Raw genomic sequence first — 19,244 nt, forward strand, 5'->3', positions numbered from 1 at the left:
TCACTGGCCCCACTCGCGCAGCCGCGCGACATAGCGCGCCATTGTGTCCACCTCCAGGTTGACCCGGTCGCCGACGGCGACCCTGCCCCAGGTCGTGGCCTTCTGCGTGTGCGGGATGAAGTTGATGCCGAAATCCGTGCCATCGACCTCGTTCACCGTCAGCGACGTGCCGTTCAGCGCGACCGATCCCTTCGGCGCGATGAACCCGGCCAGCGCATGGGGCGCGCGGAATGTCACCCGCACCGAATCGCCCTCGGGCGCCACGCGCACCACCTCCGCGATGCCATCGACATGGCCCGAAACGATATGCCCCCCCAATTCGTCGCCCACCTTCAGCGCGCGTTCCAGATTGATCCGCGTGCCGGGCGCCCAGCCGTCGATATTCGTCTTCGACAGCGATTCCGCGCTGATCTCCACGTCAAACCAGTTACGCGGGCTGGTCCCCAGCGCGATCACCGTCAGACAGACGCCGTCGCAGGCGATCGAGGCGCCGATGTCGATCCCGCCCACATCATAGCCCGTGCCGATCCGCGCCCGCAGATCGCCCCGCCGTTCCGTTTCCAGCACCTCGCCGATGTCGGTGACAATCCCGGTGAACATGGCCGCCTTCTCCTTCGTGGTCCGCCCCTAGACCTAGCCCTGCGCGCCGCCATCGGCAATGCGTCCCGCGCCGCCCTAATTTTGCCGTCTGCTGCGGGCAGTCTGGCCCGCGTAACGATTTCTGCCTACCTTGCAGCCATGCCCGCGGGCAGATGCGGGGGGGCCGTCCAGTTGGGGCGCAACATGCGAGTATCCGGCACAGGCCGCAGTTTCCTCTTCCTGCAGGGGCCCCATGGCCCCTTCTTCCACCGTCTGGGCCGCATGCTGCAGGCCGCAGGCGCCGCCGTGCACCGGGTGGGCTTCAACCGCGGGGATCAGGCCTTCTGGCCCGATCGCGCGACCTACATCCCCTATCGCGGCACGCCCGAGGATTGGCCCGCCACGCTGGCCGCCCTTCTCGACCGCCACGCGGTGACGGATATCGTCCTTTACGGCGACACCCGCCCGATCCACGCCGCCGCAGTCGCCGCCGCCCGCAGCCGCGGCCTGACGCTGCATGTCTTCGAAGAAGGCTACCTCCGCCCCTATTGGGTGACCTATGAACGCGGCGGGTCCAACGGCCATTCCCGGCTCATGCGCCTGTCGGTCGCCGACATGCGCGCCGCGCTGGCCCGCAGCACCGCGGATCAGCCCGACGCCCCCACCGCCTGGGGCGACATGCGCCAGCACATCTTCTGGGGCGCGCTCTACCACTGGTACGTCTTCGCCGGCAGCGCCGCCTATCCGCGCTTCCGCCCGCACCGCGCCCTGACCGTCTGGCAAGAGGCCAATCTGCACCTGCGCCGCCTCCTCGCGCAGCCCGTCCATCGATGGGAGCGCATCCTGAAAACCGCCGCGATCCGCCAGAGCGGGCATCCCTTCCACCTCGTGCTGCTGCAACTGGAACACGATGCCAGCTTCCGCACCCATTCCCCCTTCCAAACCATGACCGAATTCCTCGCCGTGGTGATGGAGGGCTTCGCCGCAGGCGCGCCGCCGCATCACCACCTCGTCTTCAAGGCGCATCCGCTGGAAGATGGCCGTGTCCCCCTGCGCGCCGAAATCCGCCGCCTCGCCGCGCAGCACGGGGTGACGCAGCGGGTGCATTTCATCCCCGGCGGCAAGCTCGGCCCGCTCCTGAACCTCGCCCGCTCCGCCGTCACGGTGAACTCCACCGCCGGTCAGCAGGTGCTCTGGCGCGGCCTGCCGCTGCGCACCTTCGGCGAGGCGGTCTATGCCAAGCCCGAATTCGTCTCCGATCAGCCGCTGCCCGAATTCTTTGCCCGCCCCACCCGGCCCGATCTGCGCGCCTATCGCGATTATCGGCGCTATCTCCTTGAAACCTCACAGGTTCCGGGCGGGTTTTACTCGGCCCGCGGGCGCCGGGAACTGCTGCGCCATGTCACCGACATGATGCTTTCGCCCGAAGATCCCTATGATGCGCTGCGCCTGGGATGCGCGGCGCATCGGCAACAGTTGCACCCTGCGGACTGATCCCTGAACAGAGTGTTTGGCAAATTACCCCATCCTCCTGTAGGTTTACTGACAAAACTTGAGGCAAACTCCACCCAAGGAGCCCGAGCAGTGAGAATGTCAGTATCCAAAGGGGCCAGGTCCATGGCCCTCGTCGTGCTTGTCGGTGCGGTCGCAGCCTGCGGCCTGCCGCGCAGTGGCCCGAACAAGAACGAGATCTTCGCAGGCTCCGTCCTGCGCGAAGGTGACGCCTTCGTGGTGACGGTGAACAGCCGCGTCACGCAGGCCACGGCGGTGACGCCGTCGCTCGGCTTTTCCAACAGCTTCCTCTCCGCCGGGCGGATCGGGTCTGACGTAATCGCCCCCGGCGACCGGCTGACGATCACGGTCTATGAAAACGTCAAGGATGATCCGCTCTTGGGCAATTCCGGGCAGCGCCTGTCGCAGCTCACCGAATTGCAGGTCGATGGCGAAGGCTTCATTTTCATCCCCTATGCCGGTCGCGTCCGCGCCGCCGGCGCCTCGCCCGAAGACCTGCGCAACGAGATCGCGCAGAAGCTCGACCCGCAGACGCCCGACCCGCAGGTGATCGTGCAGCGTGTCGCAGGCGACGGCTCCACCGTCACCATCTCCGGCTCGGCCGGGGCGCAGGGCGTCTATCCGATCGAGCGGCCCACCCGCACCCTCGCCTCTATGATCGCGCGGGCCGGCGGTGTGACCATCGACCCCGAAACCGCCATCGTCCGGGTCACGCGCAACGGCCATACCGGCAAAGTCTGGCTGCTTGACCTGTATGAAAATCCCCAGCTCGACATCGCGCTGCGGGCGGGCGACCAGATCGTGATCGAAGAGGACACCCGCGCCTTCGTCGCCCTCGGCGCGACCGGGGCGCAGAACCGCGTGCCGTTTGAGAGCCAGAACCTTTCGGCGATCGAGGCGCTGGCCATCGTCGGCGGCCTGAACACCAGCCTTGCCGATCCGACAGGCGTCTTCGTCTTCCGCAACGAACCGGCCGAGGTGGCCAATGTCGTTCTGGGCCGCAACGATCTGACCGGGGCGCAGCGGATGATCTATGTGCTCGACCTGACCCAGCCCACGGGGATGTTCGAGGCGCGCGATTTCCTGATCCGCGACGGCGACACCGTCTATGTGACCGAGGCGCCCTATGTGCAGTGGCAAAAGACCATCGGCGCGCTGACAGGCACGGCGACGGCGGCGGATTCGCTGGCCAACGCGGCCGGCAACTGATCGGCCATGGCCGATCCGGCCAGCCGTCGCGATGCGGCAGGCGCCGCCGGGGCCATTCCCCGGCGGTTGCGCTTTCTCAACGGCGGCTTCCTGAACGGCGCACTGCGGCGCATCCTGGCCGCCGCAGGGCATGAGTTGCGCCCCGGCCTGCCCCGCGCGGGCGAGGGCGTCATCGTCTGGGGGCGGTCGCCCACCGCCTGGCGGGGCGAGGCGGCAGCAGCCCGCCACGGCGCGCCGCTGATCCGGGTCGAGGATGCCTTCTTGCGTTCGCTCCGGCCGGGCCGCATGGGGGATGCGCCGCTCGGCCTTCTGATGGATCCGCTGGGCGTGCATTTCGATGCCGCCGCGCCTTCGTGGATCGAACATCTGCTGACCACCGATCCACTGGACGATTCGAACCTTCTGTCCCGCGCGCGGGACGGTATCGCCCGGCTGATCGCCAGCGACTTGTCGAAATACAACATCCATGATCCTGACCTGCGGCCACCGCCAGCCGGCTATGTGCTGCTGATCGACCAGACCCGCGGCGACGCCTCGATCCGCCATGCGGGCGCCACCGACACCACCTTCCAGACGATGCTCGCCACCGCGCTGGAGGACCACCCCCGCGCGCGCATCCTGATCAAGACCCATCCCGAAACGCGGCTCGGCCTGCGACCGGGGCATTTCGACCCGGCCGCCCTGCCGCCGAATGTCACGCTGCTGACCGATGCCGTCTCGCCCTGGCGGCTGCTGGAAGGGGCGATCGCCGTCTACACCGTCTCGTCCCAGATGGGGTTCGAGGCCATCCTCGCGGGGCATCGCCCCCGTGTCTTCGGCCAGCCCTTCTATGCGGGATGGGGCCTCACGCTGGATGAACAGCCCATCCCGCGCCGCCGCCGCACCCTGACCCGCGCGCAGCTGTTCGCGGGGGCGATGATCCTTGCCCCCACTTGGTTTGATCCCTGTCGTGGCCGGATCTGCCGTTTCGAAGAGGCCGTCGATCAGCTGGAGGCCGACACGCGCGCCTGGCGTGCGGACCGGGCGGGTTATGTCGCCTTCGGGATGCGCCTGTGGAAACGCAGGCCCCTGCAACAGGTGTTCGGCCGCCACCGCCCCGTGCTCTTTGCCCGCACGCCGGATCAGGCCGTCGCGCAGGCGCAACGGACCGGGCGCCGCCTCATGGTCTGGGCCGGAAAGGCGCCCGATCCCGCCCCGCCCGACCTGCCGCTTCTGCGCGTCGAAGACGGTTTCCTGCGGTCGCGCGGGCTCGGGGCCGAACTGGTGCCACCCCTGTCGCTGGTCACCGATGATCTGGGCATCTACTACGATCCCCTCCGGGAAAGCCGTCTGGAACGCCTGATCCTTGCGCCGCCGCCCCCCGGGGGCCTTGACCGCGCGGAACGGCTGATGGCGCGCATCACGACGCTCGGCCTGTCGAAATACAACCTGCCCGCCACGGCACTGCCCGATCTGCCGCCGGGTCACCGCATCCTCGTGCCCGGGCAGGTGGAGGATGACGCCTCCATCCGTCTGGGCGCGGGCGACGTCCGCACCAACCTTGCGCTCCTGCAGGCCGTCCGCGCCGCCCATCCCGATGCGGTGATCCTCTACAAGCCCCACCCGGATGTCGAGGCGGGCCTGCGCCCCGGCGCGGTTGCCGCCGCCGATCTGGCCCGGCTGGCCGATGCGGTTCTGCACCATGCCGACCCGCTCGCCCTGATCGCGGCCTGCGACGCGGTCTGGACCATGACCTCCACCCTCGGGTTCGAGGCGCTGTTGCGCGGCAAGCCCGTCACCACGCTGGGCGCGCCCTTCTATGCCGGCTGGGGGCTCACCCGCGACCTCGGCCCCGTGCCGCCGCGTCGCCTTCGCCGCCCCGATGGCAGCCTGCAGCCCCGCCCGTCGCTGGCCGCCCTCGCCCATGCCGCGCTGATCGCCTATCCGCGCTACTTCGATCCCGTCACGCGCCGCCCCTGCCCGCCCGAGGTGGCGCTGGACCGACTGGCGCAGGGCGGCGGCCCATCGCCGGGCCCATTCAACCGCGGCCTGTCCAAGCTTCAGGGCCTGTTCGCCGGTCATGCGCATCTTTGGCGGCGCTGACATCAATAGATATAGCGGATCTGTTCCATCCAGAACCGTTCCGTCCGGCGCAGGCCTTGCGCGATCTGGTCCAGCCCCGCTGCATCCACCATCCCGCGCCGGTGCATCAGCCCGGCATGGCGGGCAAACAGATCGGCGATCGTCGCGCGCAGCCGGCGCCCCTTCTCGGTCAGCTTCACGCGCACCGAACGGCGGTCCACATCCGACCGCTGGTGGTGCATATAGCCTGCCTCCACCAACTTCTTCAGGTTGTAGCTGACATTCGACCCCTGATAGAAGCCGCGGCTTTTCAATTCGCCCGCGCTCACCTCATTCTCGCCGATGTTGAACAGCAAAAGCCCCTGCACCGGGTTCACCTCGACGATGCCCAGCCGTTCGAATTCATCCTTGATCACATCCAGAAGCAGCCTGTGCAGCCGCTCCACCAGACCCAGCATTTCCAGATACCCGGCGTGGAAGGCCCGATCAGACCCATCCAGCACCGCTTCCTGCACCGACATCGCAACCCTCCGTCCGATCCTGACATCCGGCAGAATCGACGAAGAATCCCAACATCCGGTAAAAGCCCGCGACCGGCCCGAGGTGTTTGATCCCACGGTTCAATGGTGCGATCCCGTCGCCGGGAAGGGAGGAAGCACTATGGGACAGGTTCGTCACGGGAGCGCCACGACCACGTTCGCCGTCAGCGCTGCAATACAGCGATCGCAAGCTTCGCGCACGCAACTGAGCCAGGGGTTGGGGATCAATCCGAAGACGGTGGCGAAGTGGCGGCAGCGGGCGACGGTCGAGGATATGAAGACCGGGCCTTCGGAACCGAGGTCCGCGTCTTATCCGAGGCCCGCCAAGCGACGGCCGTGGCATTTCGAAGGCACACGCTCCTGCCACTGGACGACTCTCTCCATGCTCTCCACCCCTCTATCCCGCACCTGACACGGTCGGCGCTGCATCGCTGCCTGCAGCGTCACGGCATCTCGCGTCTTCCCGATGTCGCGGGAGATAAACCCCGGCGGCAGAGGTTCACGCGCTACCCCATTGGCTTCTTTCGCTGCGCGGACCTGCGGTTCAATTCGACAGCGCGGAAGTGCAGACCGCCGAGGGCAAGCACTTCCTCTTCGTCGGCATCGACCGCACTGCAAAGTTCGCTGTCGCTCAACCCGTTGCGATAGCTGACCGAAAGACAGCTTGGGCGTTCCTGCAGCACATGCTCGAAGCCGTGCCCTACCAGATCCACACGGTTTTCGCCGACAACAGGATCCCGGTCGCAGAGCAGCCGTGGAACCGGAACACCATCTACTCTCACCCGATGCGCTTCGACATGATCTGCGAGGCCAACGGGATCGAGCACCGGCTGACCAAGCCAAGCCACCCGAGGACCAACAGTCAGGTCGGGCGCATGCACCGGACGATCAAGGACGCGACAGTCAAGCGCTTCCACTGCGATAACCACGACCAGTTGCGAACGCACCTCACGGACGTCATGGCGGCCTGCAACTGCGCGCGTCGCCTCAAGCCGCTCGGAGGCCTCACGCGCGACGAAAACATCTGCAAAATCCCCACATCAGAGCCGGATCGACATATCTTCGATCCGATCCGCCCGATGCCGGGACTGAAAACCCAATCCAGACGTTGTTTGCGGGACCATCACTCACACATCCAACTCCTCCACAAACCGCGCGTTCTCCTGAATATACTGGAAGCGCAGTTCCGGCTTCTTGCCCATCAGGCGTTCCACCAGGTCGCCGGTCATGCCGGGTTCGTCCTCGTCGATGCTGACGCGGATCAGCTTGCGGCTTTTCGGGTCCATCGTCGTGTCCTTAAGGTCCTTGGCATCCATCTCGCCCAGACCCTTGAAGCGCTGCACGTCGATCTTGCCCTTGCCGCCCAACCCCTTGGCGAGCCACTCCTCCTTCTCGGCATCGGACGCCACATAAAGCCGCTTCGCCCCTTGTGTCAGGCGGTAGAGGGGCGGGCAGGCGAGGTAGAGGTGGCCCTTGTCGATCAGCGGGCGCATCTGGGTGAAGAAGAAGGTCATCAGGAGCGAGGCGATATGCGCGCCGTCGACATCGGCATCGGTCATGATGATGATCTTTTCATAGCGCAGATCGTCGATCTTGAACTTCGTCCCCATGCCCACGCCGAGGGCTTCGCAGATGTCGCGGATTTCGCTGTTCTCATGCAGCTTGGACGAGGCCGCGCCGAGGACGTTCAGGATCTTGCCCTTGAGCGGGAGGAGCGCCTGCGTCTCGCGGTCGCGCGCGCCCTTGGCCGAGCCGCCGGCGCTGTCGCCTTCGACGATGAAAAGCTCCGTCCCCTCGCGGGTTTTCGACGAGCAGTCGGTAAGCTTGCCGGGCAGGCGCAGCTTTTTCGTCGCCGTCTTTCGGGCGGTTTCCTTTTCCATCCGGCGCCGCAGCCGTTCCTCGGCCCGCAGGACGAGGAAATCGAGGATGGCGCCTGCAGATTTCGTGTCATTGGCAAGCCAGTTGTCGAAATGGTCGCGCACCGCGCCTTCGACCCATTTGGCGGCCTCTTCCGTGGCGAGGCGGTCCTTTGTCTGGCCCACGAATTGCGGTTCGCGGATGAAGCAGGACACCAGCGCGCAGCCCCCGGCGATCAGGTCGTCGCGGGTGATGAGTTCGGCCTTGCGGTTCTTGACCAGATCGCCATAGGCGCGGATGCCTTTCAGGATCGCCGCCCAGAAGCCCCCCTCATGCGTGCCGCCTTCGGGCGTGGGAACGGTGTTGCAGTAGGACTGGATGAAGCCATCCCGCGCGGGCGTCCAGTTGATGGCCCATTCGACAGAGCCGGGGACATTGTATTTCTCGGTAAAGTTCACCTTTCCCGCGAAGGGGCGGTCGGCATAGGTGGAGGTTTTCGCCAGTTGATCCGACAGATAGTCGGCCAGGCCGCCGGGGAAGTGGAACACCGCCTCCAGTGGGGTTTCGCCATCGTTGATGGCGGATTTCCAGCGGATTTCGACGCCCGAGAAGAGATAGGCCTTGGAGCGGACCATCTTGAGCAGGCGCGCGGGCTTGAAGGTCTGGGAGCCGAAGATTTCATGATCGGCATGGAAGGTGACGGAGGTGCCGCGCCGGTTCGGGGCGGGGCCTACCTTTTCCACCGGGCCCTTGGGGATGCCGCGCGAGAATTCCTGGGCGAACAGTTCGCGGTTGCGGGCGACCTCTACCCGCATGTGATCGGACAGCGCGTTGACGACGGACGCGCCGACGCCATGCAGGCCGCCGGAGGTGGCATAGGCATCGCCGCCGAACTTGCCGCCCGCGTGCAGGGTGCAGAGGATGACTTCCAGCGCGGATTTGCCGGGGAATTTCGGGTGCGGGTCGATGGGGATGCCGCGGCCATTGTCGCGGATGGTGATGGCGTAATCGGCGTGAAGCTCCACCTCGATCCGCGTGGCGTGGCCGGCAACGGCCTCGTCCATCGAGTTGTCGAGGATTTCCGCTACGAGGTGGTGCAGCGCGCGTTCATCCGTGCCGCCGATATACATGCCGGGGCGTTTGCGGACAGGCTCCAGCCCTTCCAGCACCTCGATGGAGGCGGCGTTGTAGCTCTGGTCCCCGGAGGAGAGGAGGTCGTTGGCCATGCGCTGTGCTCGATTCTTTATGGGTGCGATGTAGCGCGGGATTAGAGCATCGCAGGGGGGCCGGGCGCAAGATGTGGGGGTTGCCCTGCCGGGCCTGCGGGCTATCCCTGTGGCGGAGCAAACAACGGAGAGGCATGATGCGGGTTTTGTTCACGGGTGGATCGGGGAAGGCGGGCAAGCATGTGGTGGCCTATCTTGCCGCGGCGGGGCATCGGGTGGTGAACGTGGACCGGGTGCCCTTGGGCCATGCAGGGGTGCATGATTTCATCGCCGACATCACCGATGCCGGGCAGATGTTTTCGGTCCTGTCGGGCCATGCCGGATATGACGAGTTGGACGCGGGTCCGGCCAGGCCTTTTGACGCCGTGGTGCATTTCGCGGCCATCCCGCGGCTGATGATGATGCCGGACACCGAGACCTATCGCGTCAATGTGGTGGGGACCTACAATGTGATCGAGGCGGCGGTGAAGCTGGGTATCCGCAAGATCATCATCGCGTCGAGCGAGACCACCTATGGGGTATGTTTCAGCGAAGGGGTGGTGGATCCCAAGGTCCTGCCTCTGGAAGAGGATTACGACATTGATCCGATGGACAGCTATGGCATGTCCAAGAAGGTGAACGAGGTGACGGCGCGCAGTTTCCAGCGGCGGTCGGGGGCGGATATCTATGCGCTGCGGATCGGCAACGTGATCGAGCCGCAGGAATATGCGACGCTCTTCCCGCCACTGAAAGAGGATCCCGGCCTGCGGCGGCGGATCACGTTCAGCTATATCGATGCGCGGGATCTGGGGCAGATCGTGGATCTGTGCCTGAAAAAGGATGGCTTGGGCTGGCAGGTGTTCAACGCGGTCAATGACAGCAATGCCGTGCCGCAGCCGAATGACGAATTGCTGGCGCGGTTCTTCCCCAACGTGCCCCTGTCGCGCCCGCTGGAGCCGCATGAGGGGCTTTTGTCCAACCGCAAGATCCGCGAGGTGCTGGGTTTCAGGGAGCAGCACGACTGGCGGAAATACGTGGGCTGAGCCGGGGTAGGATGGGCAGTCCTGCCCATCCTACGCGGCGGGCGGCGCGCACTTCCGGATAAGGCGTTGCAGGCGTGGCTTTTCCCGGACGTGCCCCGGTCGCGCGGGCGGGAGCCGCATGAGGGCCTTCTGCCCAACCCCCGGACCCGCGAGGTGCCGGGTTTCAAGGAGCAGCGCGACGGGCGGACATATGTGGGCCGACCTTGAGGTAGGATGGGCAGTCCTGCCCATCCTACGCGGCGGGCGGCGGGCTATTCCGGCTCGGCCAGCCGCGCCTCCCACATCTTGCGGAAGGCGGGACGGGATTGTGCGGCGCCCAGCCAGCGCGCCACATCGGGGAATTCGGCGATCAGGGCGGCATGGCCCTGCGCATAGCGCAGGCATTCGGCCGTATTGATGTCGGCCACGGTGAAGCGGTTGCCCACCAGCCAATCCCGCCCGGCGAGATGGGCGTTCAGTCGCCCCAAGGGGCGGCGCAGCTTTTCTGCCGCGATCCGGAGGATGCCCTCGCCCGTGGCCCCTGCCGGGGCCTGCAGGATTTCCAGCGCCGGGCCTTCCACGGCGGTTGCGGCAAACAGCGCCCATTGTTCCATCAGCGCGGCCTCGGCATCGTCCTGGGGGCCGAGCTGGCCGCCGTAGCGGCGCGCGAGGTAGAGCGCGATGGCAAGGCTTTCGGTCAGGACCAGATCGCCATCCTGCATCGCCGGGATCTGCCCCTGCGGATTGACGCGCAGGAAATCGGGCGAGGTCGTGTTGATCTGCGCCCCCGGCGCGGCGGGATCGGGCAGGCGGTAGGCCTGGATCACCGGGATATGGGTGAAGGCTGTCCCCGTCTCCAGCAGCACCCAGAGCGGGCGCGTCGCGCGCGAGCGGTAGACGCCATATAGCGTGATCATGGCCGTTCTCCTGTAGCGTTCCGGCGGCGACCCTAGGCCGTGGCGCGGCGACTGGGAAGGGCCTTCGGATGCGGCCTGCTGCCGATGCGGCGCGCGCCGCCCGTGCCGCCCGCGCCACGCTGGGCGGCCTGCCGCCGAGGGCGGTTGCACCCGGGCGGGTTGCGGCCTACCTGTGGCGGCAGGACGGGTGCGGGGGTGGCGCGATGCGGCAGGCGCTGGCAGTGGTGGCCGGGATCGGGGCGGCGGCTGTGATAGCCGCGCCGGTGCTGGCGCATCCCCATGTCTTCATGGATACCGCGCTGGAGGTGATCCGCGATGAGGCCGGACGCGCAGAGGCACTGCGTGTGACATGGACCTATGATCCGTTCTTCTCGCTCGTCCTGATCACCGAACGGGGCCTGGACCCGGATGGCGACGGCGTGTTGACCGAGGCCGAGACCGCCGCCCTGCAGGGCTTTGACATGAACTGGACCCCCGGCTTTCCGGGCGACACCTATGCCTTTGCCGGGACGCGGGCCGTGGCCCTGTCTGGCCCGCGCGACGGGGTGGCGCGCTATGAAGGGGGGCGGATCATCTCGTCCCATATCCGCGATCTGGCAGAGCCGGTGGCGGGGCTTCTGGTCGTGAAGAATTACGACCCGACCTATTACACCGAATACACCATCCGCGAGGTGCGGGCCGAGGGCTGCGGGACCGAGATCATCGCGCCCGAGATTTCCCAAGCAGAGCAGGAATTGCAGGCCGCGCTGGCCGAGATTCCGGCGGATGTGGACATCGAGATGGGCTTTCCCGAGGTGGGCGCCCTCTTCGCGCAGGAGGTGCGGGTCACATGCGGCGCGAGCTGACGCTGGCGGGGCTGGCGCTGGCCTTGGGGCTGGGGCTGGTCTGGGCCTTGGGCGGGATGGACCTGCTGGCGCGCTGGGCCGCCGAGACGCAGCGCGCCTTGCAGGCGCCGCTGGCCGGGGCCGTGCGGGCCGTGCAGGCGGGCGAGCCTGCGGCCTGGGGCGGGCTTCTGGCGGTGTGTTTCGGCTATGGCGTGGTGCATGCGGCGGGACCGGGGCATGGCAAGTTCCTGATCGGCGGCTATGGCGTCGCCCGGCGGGTGCGGCTGATGCCGCTGGCGGGGGTGGCGCTGGCGGCGTCGCTGGCGCAGGCGGCGGTGGCGGTGGGTCTGGTCTATGCCGGAGTGCTGGCACTGGGCTGGACGCGTGAGCGCATGGTGGGGCTGGCCGAAGGTGCGCTGGCGGCGGCCAGTTGGGCCGCCATCGCGGGCATCGGGCTGTGGCTGATGTGGCGGGGCGGTCGCGGGCTGGGCCGGGCGCTGCGGTCGGATCAGGCGCGGTCGCAGGGGGAGGTCGGACATGATCACGGTCACCATCACACCCAGGATCACGCCCACGCCCATACCCATGGTCCTGATTGCGGCTGCGGCCATGCGCATGGGCCGACGCTGGCTCAGGTGGCGGGGCTGGCCGGATGGCGCGACACGGCGGCGCTGATCTTCGGTGTGGCGGTACGGCCCTGTTCGGGGGCGTTGTTCCTGTTGATCCTGACCTTCCAGATGGGGATCGGCGCGGCGGGCGTGGCGGGGGCCTTTGCGATGGGGCTGGGCGTGGCGGTGGTGACCATCGGCGTGGCCGTGCTGGCCGTCTGGTCGCGCGAGGGCGCGTTGGAGGGGCTGGGCGAGGCGCGGGTCTGGCGGGTGCTGCCGGTGTTGGAACTGTTGGCGGGGCTCGTGGTGGCGACACTCGCGCTGGGGATGCTGGCCACGGTGATCTGAGCGCGCGCCGTCGTCTGAGACAGAAACTGGGTCGGCCGGGGGATCGGCACGGGGGCCAACCTTGCGCCGTGGGCAAGCCCTGGGGCGCAGTGCCTTTGTCCCGCGCGCAACGGCGCGGTTCGGGCGGGGGCGGAAGATGGGTCATTTTCCGGCGCGTTTTCTGTGTCAGAAAACGCTCTCCGTCGCGCGACTTGCGCCGCGCTGCGGCGAGGGTGGTGTCTTGTGGGCGCCATGCGGCGCGGCTAAGCCGGAGCCATGACACAGTCCCTGACCCATGCCGGACATGCGCGGGCAACGCTTGCGCTGGGCCTGCCCCTGATCGGCAGCCATCTGGCGCAGATGGCGCTGCACGTTGCCGATACCGTGATGATGGGATGGTATGGCGTGACGGAACTGGCGGCGACGGTGCTGGGCGCGTCGAGCTTCTTCGTGATCTTCATCCTCGGTTCCGGCTTCGCGCAGGCGGTGATGCCGATGGTGGCGGCGGCCTTGGCCGAGGGGGACGAGGCGCAGGTGCGGCGCGACACGCGGATGGGGCTGTGGCTGTCGATCCTGTTCGGGCTGGGGTGCTATCCGCTGTTCTGGTGGTCGGGCGACATCCTGCTGGCGTTGGGCCAGCAGGCAGAGGTGGCCGCGCTGGGGCAGGATTACCTGCGCGTGGCAGGGCTGGGGATGATCCCGGCGCTGATGGTGATGGCGCTGAAGAGCTATCTGTCCGCACTGGGGCGGACGCAGGTGGTGCTCTGGGTCACGTTGGGGGCGGTCGGGCTGAACGTGGCGATGAACTGGGCCTTCATCTTCGGCAACTGGGGCGCGCCGGAATTGGGCGTGGTGGGCGCGGCGCTGGCCACGCTGTCGGTGCAGGTGGCAAGCTTTGTGGCCATGGCGGTCTATGCCGGTTGGGTGCCGCAGTTGCGCCGGTTCCGGCTGTGGCAGCGGTTCTGGCGGGCGGATTGGGTGGCCATGGGCCGGGTGTTCCGGCTGGGCTGGCCCATCGGGATCACCGGGCTGGCCGAGAGCGGGCTGTTTCAGGCCAGCGCCCTGATGATGGGCTGGATCGGCACGGTGGAACTGGCCGCCCATGGCATCGCGATGGAGGTGGCGGCGCTGACCTTCATGGTGCATCTGGGCCTGTCGAACGCGGTGACGATCCGCACCGCCCATGCCGATGGCAGCGGCGACCGGCCGGGGATGCGGGACGGGGCGCTGGTGGGCATCGCGCTGTCGGCGCTGTTCGGGCTGGCGATGGTGGTGGTGTTCCTGACGCTGCCCGAGCCGATCATCGTGCTGTTTCTGGACATGGCGAAGCCCGAGAGCGCGCAGATCGTGGCCTTCGGGACGGTGCTGCTGGCGCTGGCGGCGCTGTTCCAACTGGCCGATGCGATGCAGGTGATCGCGCTGGGCCTTCTGCGCGGGGTGCAGGACACGCGGGTGCCCATGGTGCTGGCGGCGGTGAGCTATTGGATGATCGGCATCCCTGCCAGCTACGTGCTGGCCTTCCCCTTGGGCTATGGCGCGGTGGGGCTGTGGCTGGGGCTGGTGGCGGGGCTTGCGGTGGCAGCGGCCACGCTGATGTGGCGCTTCTGGGCGCGGTTCCGGCGGATGGGCGTGACGGCGGGGGCGTAAGGCGGGGGCTATTCCGCCGCCTTCGGCCCCTTCAGCAGACGGTCTGCCTTGCGCTTGATCAGCACGGTGCGCAGATCGTGCATGGCGAGGAGAAGGGCATCCGTCACCTCGTCCAGTTCGGCCTCGGTCGCGCGGGTCTGCGCCCAATGCGCGGTGAGGTTCAGGTGATCCACCGCGCGGTGGATGTCGTCGAGGTCGCGCCGTGCAAGCTGGGCGCTGCGCCGTTCCATCCAGTCGCGGATCAGTGCGGTTTCCTGCGCCGTCAGCGTGTGATCGCCATGCGGCTTGATGTTGCCGTTCCTGAGGTTGATCGTCGCGATCTCATCCAGTTCGATGCGGCGCTGGCGGTTTTCGGTATCCACCTTGAACAGGATGGCGCCGTTGTCGCGGATGCGGAAATAGTAGTCGGGCAGATCACCGGCCATGCGTTTCCTCCCCTGTATCGCGGTTGTCCATCACGCGCAGAAGCGATCCGTCGGGATCAATCAGCGCAAACATGCGCGGGGCCGTGCCGGGCCGGAAGAAGCCGGTCAGGCGGGGGATCGCCGCCCCGTCCGCAGGCAGGCCGAGCGCGCCCCATTCGGCATGGAGCGCATCGGGATCATCCACGCGCAGGCAGGCAGAGAACCAGCTTGTCGCGGGGTCAAGACCGGGATGGGGAAAGAACTCCAGCGTCATCTCCCCACGGTCAAGGATCATCCACCCGTCATCGCGATAGGCGGTGACAAAGCCCAGACGTGTGTAGAAAGCCTCGGTCGCCCCGAGGTCGCGCGCGGGCAGATTGGCGGTGATCCTGTCGGCCATGATCCCCTGTCGCACGCTCCTCACTAGATGCGCACGCGCCCCCCCCGGGTCACGCGGCGCTTCACACGCCCACAGCCACCGCTGCGCCGTCAGACGAGGGCGGCGCAGAATTTCTGGATGCGGGTGCAGGCCTCGGCCAGCACCGCATCCGAAGTAGCGTAGCTGACGCGGAAGTTCGGGGAAAGACCGAAGGCGGCCCCGAAGACGACGGCGACGCCCGTTTCCTCAAGCAATGCCTCGGCGAAGACCTCGTCATTGGTGATGATCGTGCCGGACGGCGTGGCGCGGCCGATGCAGCCCGAAATGTCGGGATAGACGTAGAAGGCGCCTTCCGGCGTGGGGCAGGTGATGCCGGGGGCCTTGTTCAGCATCGACACCACCAGATCGCGGCGGCGCTGGAAGAGGGTACGGTTCTCGGCCAGGAAATCCTGCGGGCCGGTCAGCGCCTCGACCGCCGCATATTGCGCAACGGATGAGGGGTTGGAGGTGGATTGCGACTGGATCGTTCCCATCGCCTTGATCAGCGCGACGGGACCGGCGGCATAGCCGATGCGCCAGCCGGTCATCGCATAGGCCTTGGACACGCCGTTGCAGGTAAGGGTGCGGTCGTAGAGACCCGGCTCGATTTCGGCCGGGGTGCAGAATTTGAAATCGTCGAAGACGAGGTGTTCGTACATGTCGTCCGACATGATCCACACATGGGGGTGGCGCATCAGCACATCGGTCAGCGCCTTCAGCTCATCCCGCGTATAGCCCGCCCCGGTGGGGTTGGAGGGCGAGTTGAAGATGAACCATTTGGTGCGCGGCGTGATCGCGGCCTCAAGCTGGGCAGGGGTGAGTTTGAACTGCGTGTCGATCCCGGCCACGACGGGGACGGGCGTGCCGCCCGCCAGAAGCACCATGTCGGGATAGCTGACCCAGTAAGGGGCGGGGATGATCACCTCGTCGCCGGGGTTCAGCGTGGCCATCAGCGCGTTGTAGAGGATCTGCTTGCCGCCCGTGCCGACAGTGACCTGCGCAGGCGTGTAGGTCAGGCCGTTTTCGCGCAGGAATTTGGCGCAGATCGCGGCCTTGAGTTCCGGGATCCCATCGACAGCGGTGTATTTCGTCTTGCCTGCATCAATCGCGCGCTTCGCCGCATCCTTGATGTTCTGCGGCGTGTCGAAATCGGGCTCGCCCGCGCCCAGACCGATGATGTCGCGCCCCGCGGCCGCCAATTCGCGCGCCTTGTTGGTGACGGCGATGGTGGGCGACGGCTTCACACGGGCAAGCGTGTCGGACAGGAAGGCCATGATCGGGGAACCTTTATCGGGTGGAGGGTTTGTCTTTTCGGCTGTCAGCCTTTAGGGTCGGCCCCCCCTGCAATCAAGCGATATCAGAAGAAGGAGAGGCAAGATGGCGGAACATGGCGAGACGATGCTGGAATTCACCGACGACGTGGCAACCTTTGGCGACCGGCTGACGCATGCGCGCGAGGCGGCGGGTCTGACAGTGGCGGGGCTGGCGCGGCGGCTGGGCGTGCGCCGCCCGCTGGTCGAGGCGTGGGAGGCCGATCAGCGCGAGCCGCGCGCCAACCAGTTGCAGATGATGGCGGGCCTCTTTGGCGTGTCGCTGCGCTGGCTGATGACGGGAAGCGGCGGGCGGGACGAGGCCCCGCCCGAGGGTGGACCGCTGCCGGAACAGGCGCGCCGCGCGATGGGCGAGTTGTCGCAGCTGCGTGCAGAGCTTCTTGCGCTCGCGGGCCGGATGGGCGAGTTGGAGGCCCGGTTGAGGGCGGATCTGGATGCGGGGCAGGCATGACCGAAACATCGGAAGCGCGGCTGAAGCGGATGACGATGCGCAGCTGGCGGCGTGGCACCAAGGAGATGGATCTGGTGCTGGGACCTTGGGCGGATGCCCATCTGGCCGGTCTGGATGAAGGGCGGCTGGCGGTCTATGACCGCCTGCTTGAGGAAAACGACCAAGACCTGATGGCGTGGATCCTTGGGCAGGGCCAGGCCCCTGCGCCCATCGCGCCGCTGCTGGCCGAGATCGCCGCCTTCGCCCGCGCGCGGCTGGCGGCGCGGGGGTAGGTGTTTGATCCCACAGTTTGATGGTGCGATCCTTTCGCCGGGATGGAAGGAAGCATCATGGGACAGGTTCGTCACCGCGGCGCCACGACCACGTTCGCCGTCAGCGCTGCAATACAGCGATCGCAACCCTCGCTCGCGCAACTGAGCCGGGAGTAGGGGATCAATCCGAAGACGGTGGCCTCAGGAAGCTGTGTGTCGCCCGCGACGGCGGCGGCAAAAGCGGCGGCTACTGATCCATCCACTTCTACGCGCCGGGGCGTGGCCTGCCGGTCTTCCTCCTCACCGTCTTCGCCAAGAACAAAAAGGACAACCTGACCCCGACCGAAGCCACACAGATGCAAGCCTGCGGCGGCCGGATTGCCAGAACCTACGGAAGACGATCATGAGCGAAGCCTTCGACCGCATCATGCAACGCCTCAAAGAGGCCGAGGCCTACCTCAACGGCCAAACCTCTGGCTCTAACACCCACCATATCGACGTCCCCACCCCCGACGTCCGCGCCATCCGCGCCAGCACCGGCCTCAGCCAGGCCGACTTCGCCCGCTCCATCGGCGTCAGCAAAGGCACACTCCTGAACTGGGAACAGTCCCGCCGCACCATCGACGGCCCGCCTGCGCCCTCCTCGCGCTCATCGCCAAGAAACCCGGCATCGTTCGTGCAGTGGATGCTCCACCCTTAACCCCACCTTAACCCTCCCCACCCCACACTCCCCCTTGCCCGGCAACTTAATGTATGCATATAAATGTGGGACTGGGACGAGACCAAGCGCCAGCACAACCTGCGCAAGCACGGCATCGACTTCGCCGCGCTGGATGGGTTCGATTGGTCCACCGCAACCCATGAGGCAGACACAAGAACCGATTACGGCGAAGCGCGGATCGTCACCACGGGCTATATCGGCGACAGGCTCCACATCCTCGCCTGGGCACCCCGCCACGGCCGCATCCGCATCATCAGCTTGAGGAAGGCAAATGACCGCGAACAGAAAGCATGGCACAGCCTCCGCGCCCCTCACTGACAGGCAGGGCGAGGTCCGCGAACTCACCGCCGCCGATTTCGCACGCCAGCGCCCCACCGCCGATTTCCCCGAACTCGTCGAAATCCTCGAAGCCCATGGCAAACTCGGCCGCCCGCCCCTGCCCGCTTCCGAGCGCAAGCAACGCGTCACCCTGCACCTTGATCCCGATGTCCTGACAGCCCTCAAGGCCGAGGGGCGCGGCTGGCAGACCCGTGCGAATGCGGCCCTGCGCCGCGCGTTGAACCTGCCTGCCACCAAGTCCTGACCAAAACGTGATATCCTTGGCCCCGCATCCGTCCTATCGTTTGCGGATGCGGCACTGGCTCCTCCCCCTCGCCTTCCTTGCCACGCCCCTCCACGCGCAGGAGGTGGATCTGGAGCTTGTCCTTCTCGCCGATGCCTCCGGCTCCATCGACCAGGCCGAGATCGACTTTCAGCGGCAGGGCTATGCGCAGGCCATCACCCATCCCGATGTGCTCTATGCCATCTCCTCCACCCTGACCGGCTCCATCGCCGTCACCTATGTGGAATGGGCCGCCAATCAGGCCGTGGTGGTGGACTGGACCGTGATCGCCAACCCACAGGATGCCGAGGCCTTCGCCGCCAACCTGCTCGTCCCGCCCCGCCTTGCCTCGGGCCGCAATGCCATCGGCGCGGCGCTTCTGGAAGGCAAGCGCCTGATCGAAGAGAACAGCATCACCGGCCTGCGCCGCGTGATCGACTTTTCCGGCGACAGCGCGAACAACTGGTCCGGCCCCAGCATCGTGGAGGCGCGCGATCAGGTGGTGGCAGCGGGCATCACGATCAACGCCCTGCCCATCCTGCGCGACGGCGTGTCCGAGGTCAGCGGCGAGAACCTGATCGAGCTTTACACCGACCGCGTAATCGGCGGCCCCGGCGCCTTCATCGTGGCGGCCGAAAGCGGGGCCAGCTTCACCGCCGCCGTGCGGCGCAAGCTGATCCTCGAAATCGCGGGCAGCCCGCCCGCGGTGATCCCCACCTCCGCCCCCTAAGGGCAGTGTTCACCCCGCCGCATCCGTTAG

General features: G+C 67.0%; 20 protein-coding genes and 1 pseudogene. 14 read left to right on the plus strand and 7 right to left on the minus strand.

Annotated features, from left to right (window positions below; all coding sequences use genetic code 11):
* Entirely contained in the window at positions 1 to 600 is a 600-nt protein-coding gene (locus GU920_RS01455; RefSeq protein ID WP_161765201.1) for a riboflavin synthase, read from the minus strand.
* A 183-nt stretch (positions 601 to 783) separates the two neighbouring features.
* On the opposite strand from GU920_RS01455, the gene GU920_RS01460 reads away from it, so the two are divergent.
* The 3 genes from GU920_RS01460 to GU920_RS01470 all read left to right on the plus strand — a co-directional run bounded on the left by GU920_RS01460 (position 784) and on the right by GU920_RS01470 (position 5,382).
* Positions 784 to 2,073: a capsule biosynthesis protein gene (locus tag GU920_RS01460; protein WP_161765202.1), complete on the plus strand. Its 1,290-nt coding sequence runs from the start codon at positions 784 to 786 to the stop codon at positions 2,071 to 2,073.
* Between the two features lie 123 nt (positions 2,074 to 2,196).
* On the plus strand, positions 2,197 to 3,300 hold the full coding sequence (locus GU920_RS01465; protein ID WP_235932985.1) for a polysaccharide biosynthesis/export family protein: 1,104 nt from the start codon (positions 2,197 to 2,199) through the stop codon (positions 3,298 to 3,300).
* Between the two features lie 6 nt (positions 3,301 to 3,306).
* On the plus strand, positions 3,307 to 5,382 hold the full coding sequence (locus tag GU920_RS01470) for a capsular polysaccharide biosynthesis protein (protein WP_161765206.1): 2,076 nt from the start codon (positions 3,307 to 3,309) through the stop codon (positions 5,380 to 5,382).
* 2 nt (positions 5,383 to 5,384) lie between these two features.
* On the opposite strand, the gene GU920_RS01475 is transcribed toward GU920_RS01470, so the two are convergent.
* Positions 5,385 to 5,882 (minus strand): MarR family winged helix-turn-helix transcriptional regulator, encoded by a 498-nt coding sequence (locus GU920_RS01475; protein WP_161765208.1) that lies wholly within the window; start codon positions 5,880 to 5,882, stop codon positions 5,385 to 5,387.
* A 139-nt stretch (positions 5,883 to 6,021) separates the two neighbouring features.
* Here GU920_RS01475 and GU920_RS01480 point away from each other — a divergent pair.
* Positions 6,022 to 6,988: pseudogene (locus tag GU920_RS01480) on the plus strand (IS481 family transposase); the annotation flags it as partial.
* A 39-nt stretch (positions 6,989 to 7,027) separates the two neighbouring features.
* Here the strand turns inward: GU920_RS01480 and parE are convergent.
* A complete protein-coding gene (parE, locus tag GU920_RS01485) occupies positions 7,028 to 8,983 on the minus strand; it encodes a DNA topoisomerase IV subunit B (RefSeq protein WP_161765210.1) in 1,956 nt (651 codons plus the stop codon).
* A 137-nt stretch (positions 8,984 to 9,120) separates the two neighbouring features.
* On the opposite strand from parE, the gene GU920_RS01490 reads away from it, so the two are divergent.
* A complete protein-coding gene (locus GU920_RS01490; RefSeq protein WP_161766472.1) occupies positions 9,121 to 10,005 on the plus strand; it encodes an NAD-dependent epimerase/dehydratase family protein in 885 nt (294 codons plus the stop codon).
* A 251-nt stretch (positions 10,006 to 10,256) separates the two neighbouring features.
* Here the strand turns inward: GU920_RS01490 and GU920_RS01495 are convergent, their stop codons facing one another.
* Complete coding sequence (locus tag GU920_RS01495) at positions 10,257 to 10,901, minus strand: glutathione S-transferase family protein (protein WP_161765212.1); 645 nt, start codon at positions 10,899 to 10,901, stop codon at positions 10,257 to 10,259.
* Positions 10,902 to 10,969: 68 nt separating this feature from the next.
* On the opposite strand from GU920_RS01495, the gene GU920_RS01500 reads away from it, so the two are divergent.
* From GU920_RS01500 to GU920_RS01510, 3 genes are all read left to right on the plus strand, one after another.
* Positions 10,970 to 11,746 (plus strand): DUF1007 family protein, encoded by a 777-nt coding sequence (locus tag GU920_RS01500; protein ID WP_235932986.1) that lies wholly within the window; start codon positions 10,970 to 10,972, stop codon positions 11,744 to 11,746.
* Entirely contained in the window at positions 11,731 to 12,681 is a 951-nt protein-coding gene (locus GU920_RS01505; protein ID WP_161765213.1) for a nickel/cobalt transporter, read from the plus strand. Before GU920_RS01500 ends, GU920_RS01505 begins: the two co-directional genes overlap by 16 nt.
* Before the next feature lie 255 nt (positions 12,682 to 12,936).
* Positions 12,937 to 14,307 (plus strand): MATE family efflux transporter, encoded by a 1,371-nt coding sequence (locus GU920_RS01510; RefSeq protein ID WP_161765215.1) that lies wholly within the window; start codon positions 12,937 to 12,939, stop codon positions 14,305 to 14,307.
* Positions 14,308 to 14,315: 8 nt separating this feature from the next.
* Here GU920_RS01510 and GU920_RS01515 read toward each other — a convergent pair whose 3' ends face one another.
* The 3 genes from GU920_RS01515 to GU920_RS01525 form a co-directional block, all read right to left on the minus strand.
* Positions 14,316 to 14,732: a hypothetical protein gene (locus tag GU920_RS01515; protein WP_161765217.1), complete on the minus strand. Its 417-nt coding sequence runs from the start codon at positions 14,730 to 14,732 to the stop codon at positions 14,316 to 14,318.
* Positions 14,722 to 15,111 carry a bleomycin resistance protein gene (locus GU920_RS01520; protein ID WP_161765219.1) on the minus strand — a complete coding sequence of 130 codons (390 nt, stop codon included), beginning with the start codon at positions 15,109 to 15,111 and terminating at the stop codon, positions 14,722 to 14,724. The genes GU920_RS01515 and GU920_RS01520 overlap by 11 nt, the downstream gene beginning before the upstream one ends.
* An 89-nt stretch (positions 15,112 to 15,200) precedes the next feature.
* Positions 15,201 to 16,403, minus strand: a complete 1,203-nt coding sequence (locus GU920_RS01525; RefSeq protein ID WP_161765221.1) for a pyridoxal phosphate-dependent aminotransferase — start codon at positions 16,401 to 16,403, stop codon at positions 15,201 to 15,203.
* A 103-nt stretch (positions 16,404 to 16,506) separates the two neighbouring features.
* Here GU920_RS01525 and GU920_RS01530 point away from each other — a divergent pair, with 103 nt between their 5' ends.
* The 6 genes from GU920_RS01530 to GU920_RS01560 all read left to right on the plus strand — a co-directional run bounded on the left by GU920_RS01530 (position 16,507) and on the right by GU920_RS01560 (position 19,214).
* Complete coding sequence (locus tag GU920_RS01530; RefSeq protein WP_161765223.1) at positions 16,507 to 16,911, plus strand: helix-turn-helix domain-containing protein; 405 nt, start codon at positions 16,507 to 16,509, stop codon at positions 16,909 to 16,911.
* Positions 16,908 to 17,183, plus strand: coding sequence for an FAD assembly factor SdhE (locus GU920_RS01535; RefSeq protein WP_161765225.1), 276 nt, complete (start codon positions 16,908 to 16,910; stop codon positions 17,181 to 17,183). The genes GU920_RS01530 and GU920_RS01535 overlap by 4 nt, the downstream gene beginning before the upstream one ends.
* A 382-nt stretch (positions 17,184 to 17,565) precedes the next feature.
* Positions 17,566 to 17,862 carry a helix-turn-helix domain-containing protein gene (locus tag GU920_RS01545; RefSeq protein ID WP_235932988.1) on the plus strand — a complete coding sequence of 99 codons (297 nt, stop codon included), beginning with the start codon at positions 17,566 to 17,568 and terminating at the stop codon, positions 17,860 to 17,862.
* A 63-nt stretch (positions 17,863 to 17,925) separates the two neighbouring features.
* Positions 17,926 to 18,201, plus strand: coding sequence for a BrnT family toxin (locus tag GU920_RS01550; RefSeq protein ID WP_161765227.1), 276 nt, complete (start codon positions 17,926 to 17,928; stop codon positions 18,199 to 18,201).
* Positions 18,155 to 18,466 carry a BrnA antitoxin family protein gene (locus GU920_RS01555; RefSeq protein WP_161765228.1) on the plus strand — a complete coding sequence of 104 codons (312 nt, stop codon included), beginning with the start codon at positions 18,155 to 18,157 and terminating at the stop codon, positions 18,464 to 18,466. The genes GU920_RS01550 and GU920_RS01555 overlap by 47 nt, the downstream gene beginning before the upstream one ends.
* A 46-nt stretch (positions 18,467 to 18,512) precedes the next feature.
* The gene (locus GU920_RS01560; protein ID WP_161766474.1) at positions 18,513 to 19,214 is read left to right on the plus strand and encodes a DUF1194 domain-containing protein; all 702 of its coding nucleotides are present in this window, start codon (positions 18,513 to 18,515) and stop codon (positions 19,212 to 19,214) included.
* The last annotated feature ends 30 nt before the right edge of the window (positions 19,215 to 19,244 follow it).

Origin of the sequence: Paragemmobacter ruber (assembly GCF_009908315.1) — a bacterium.
In the GTDB taxonomy this organism is placed as follows: Bacteria; Pseudomonadota; Alphaproteobacteria; order Rhodobacterales; family Rhodobacteraceae; genus Paragemmobacter; species Paragemmobacter ruber.

Bases quoted from the DNA above. Each gene is read 5' to 3' on its own strand.
- GU920_RS01555 (WP_161765228.1), top strand. From the start codon at position 18,155: ATGACCGCGAACAGAAAGCATGGCACAGCCTCCGCGCCCCTCACTGAC.
- GU920_RS01490 (WP_161766472.1), top strand. From the start codon at position 9,121: ATGCGGGTTTTGTTCACGGGTGGATCGGGGAAGGCGGGCAAGCATGTG.
- GU920_RS01500 (WP_235932986.1), top strand. From the start codon at position 10,970: ATGCGGCCTGCTGCCGATGCGGCGCGCGCCGCCCGTGCCGCCCGCGCC.
- GU920_RS01505 (WP_161765213.1), top strand. From the start codon at position 11,731: ATGCGGCGCGAGCTGACGCTGGCGGGGCTGGCGCTGGCCTTGGGGCTG.
- GU920_RS01535 (WP_161765225.1), top strand. From the start codon at position 16,908: ATGACCGAAACATCGGAAGCGCGGCTGAAGCGGATGACGATGCGCAGC.
- parE (WP_161765210.1), bottom strand. From the start codon at position 8,983: ATGGCCAACGACCTCCTCTCCTCCGGGGACCAGAGCTACAACGCCGCC.
- GU920_RS01455 (WP_161765201.1), bottom strand. From the start codon at position 600: ATGTTCACCGGGATTGTCACCGACATCGGCGAGGTGCTGGAAACGGAA.
- GU920_RS01495 (WP_161765212.1), bottom strand. From the start codon at position 10,901: ATGATCACGCTATATGGCGTCTACCGCTCGCGCGCGACGCGCCCGCTC.
- GU920_RS01470 (WP_161765206.1), top strand. From the start codon at position 3,307: ATGGCCGATCCGGCCAGCCGTCGCGATGCGGCAGGCGCCGCCGGGGCC.
- GU920_RS01560 (WP_161766474.1), top strand. From the start codon at position 18,513: ATGCGGCACTGGCTCCTCCCCCTCGCCTTCCTTGCCACGCCCCTCCAC.
- GU920_RS01530 (WP_161765223.1), top strand. From the start codon at position 16,507: ATGGCGGAACATGGCGAGACGATGCTGGAATTCACCGACGACGTGGCA.
- GU920_RS01525 (WP_161765221.1), bottom strand. From the start codon at position 16,403: ATGGCCTTCCTGTCCGACACGCTTGCCCGTGTGAAGCCGTCGCCCACC.
- GU920_RS01460 (WP_161765202.1), top strand. From the start codon at position 784: ATGCGAGTATCCGGCACAGGCCGCAGTTTCCTCTTCCTGCAGGGGCCC.
- GU920_RS01510 (WP_161765215.1), top strand. From the start codon at position 12,937: ATGACACAGTCCCTGACCCATGCCGGACATGCGCGGGCAACGCTTGCG.
- GU920_RS01520 (WP_161765219.1), bottom strand. From the start codon at position 15,111: ATGGCCGACAGGATCACCGCCAATCTGCCCGCGCGCGACCTCGGGGCG.
- GU920_RS01550 (WP_161765227.1), top strand. From the start codon at position 17,926: ATGTGGGACTGGGACGAGACCAAGCGCCAGCACAACCTGCGCAAGCAC.
- GU920_RS01515 (WP_161765217.1), bottom strand. From the start codon at position 14,732: ATGGCCGGTGATCTGCCCGACTACTATTTCCGCATCCGCGACAACGGC.
- GU920_RS01465 (WP_235932985.1), top strand. From the start codon at position 2,197: ATGGCCCTCGTCGTGCTTGTCGGTGCGGTCGCAGCCTGCGGCCTGCCG.
- GU920_RS01545 (WP_235932988.1), top strand. From the start codon at position 17,566: ATGAGCGAAGCCTTCGACCGCATCATGCAACGCCTCAAAGAGGCCGAG.
- GU920_RS01475 (WP_161765208.1), bottom strand. From the start codon at position 5,882: ATGTCGGTGCAGGAAGCGGTGCTGGATGGGTCTGATCGGGCCTTCCAC.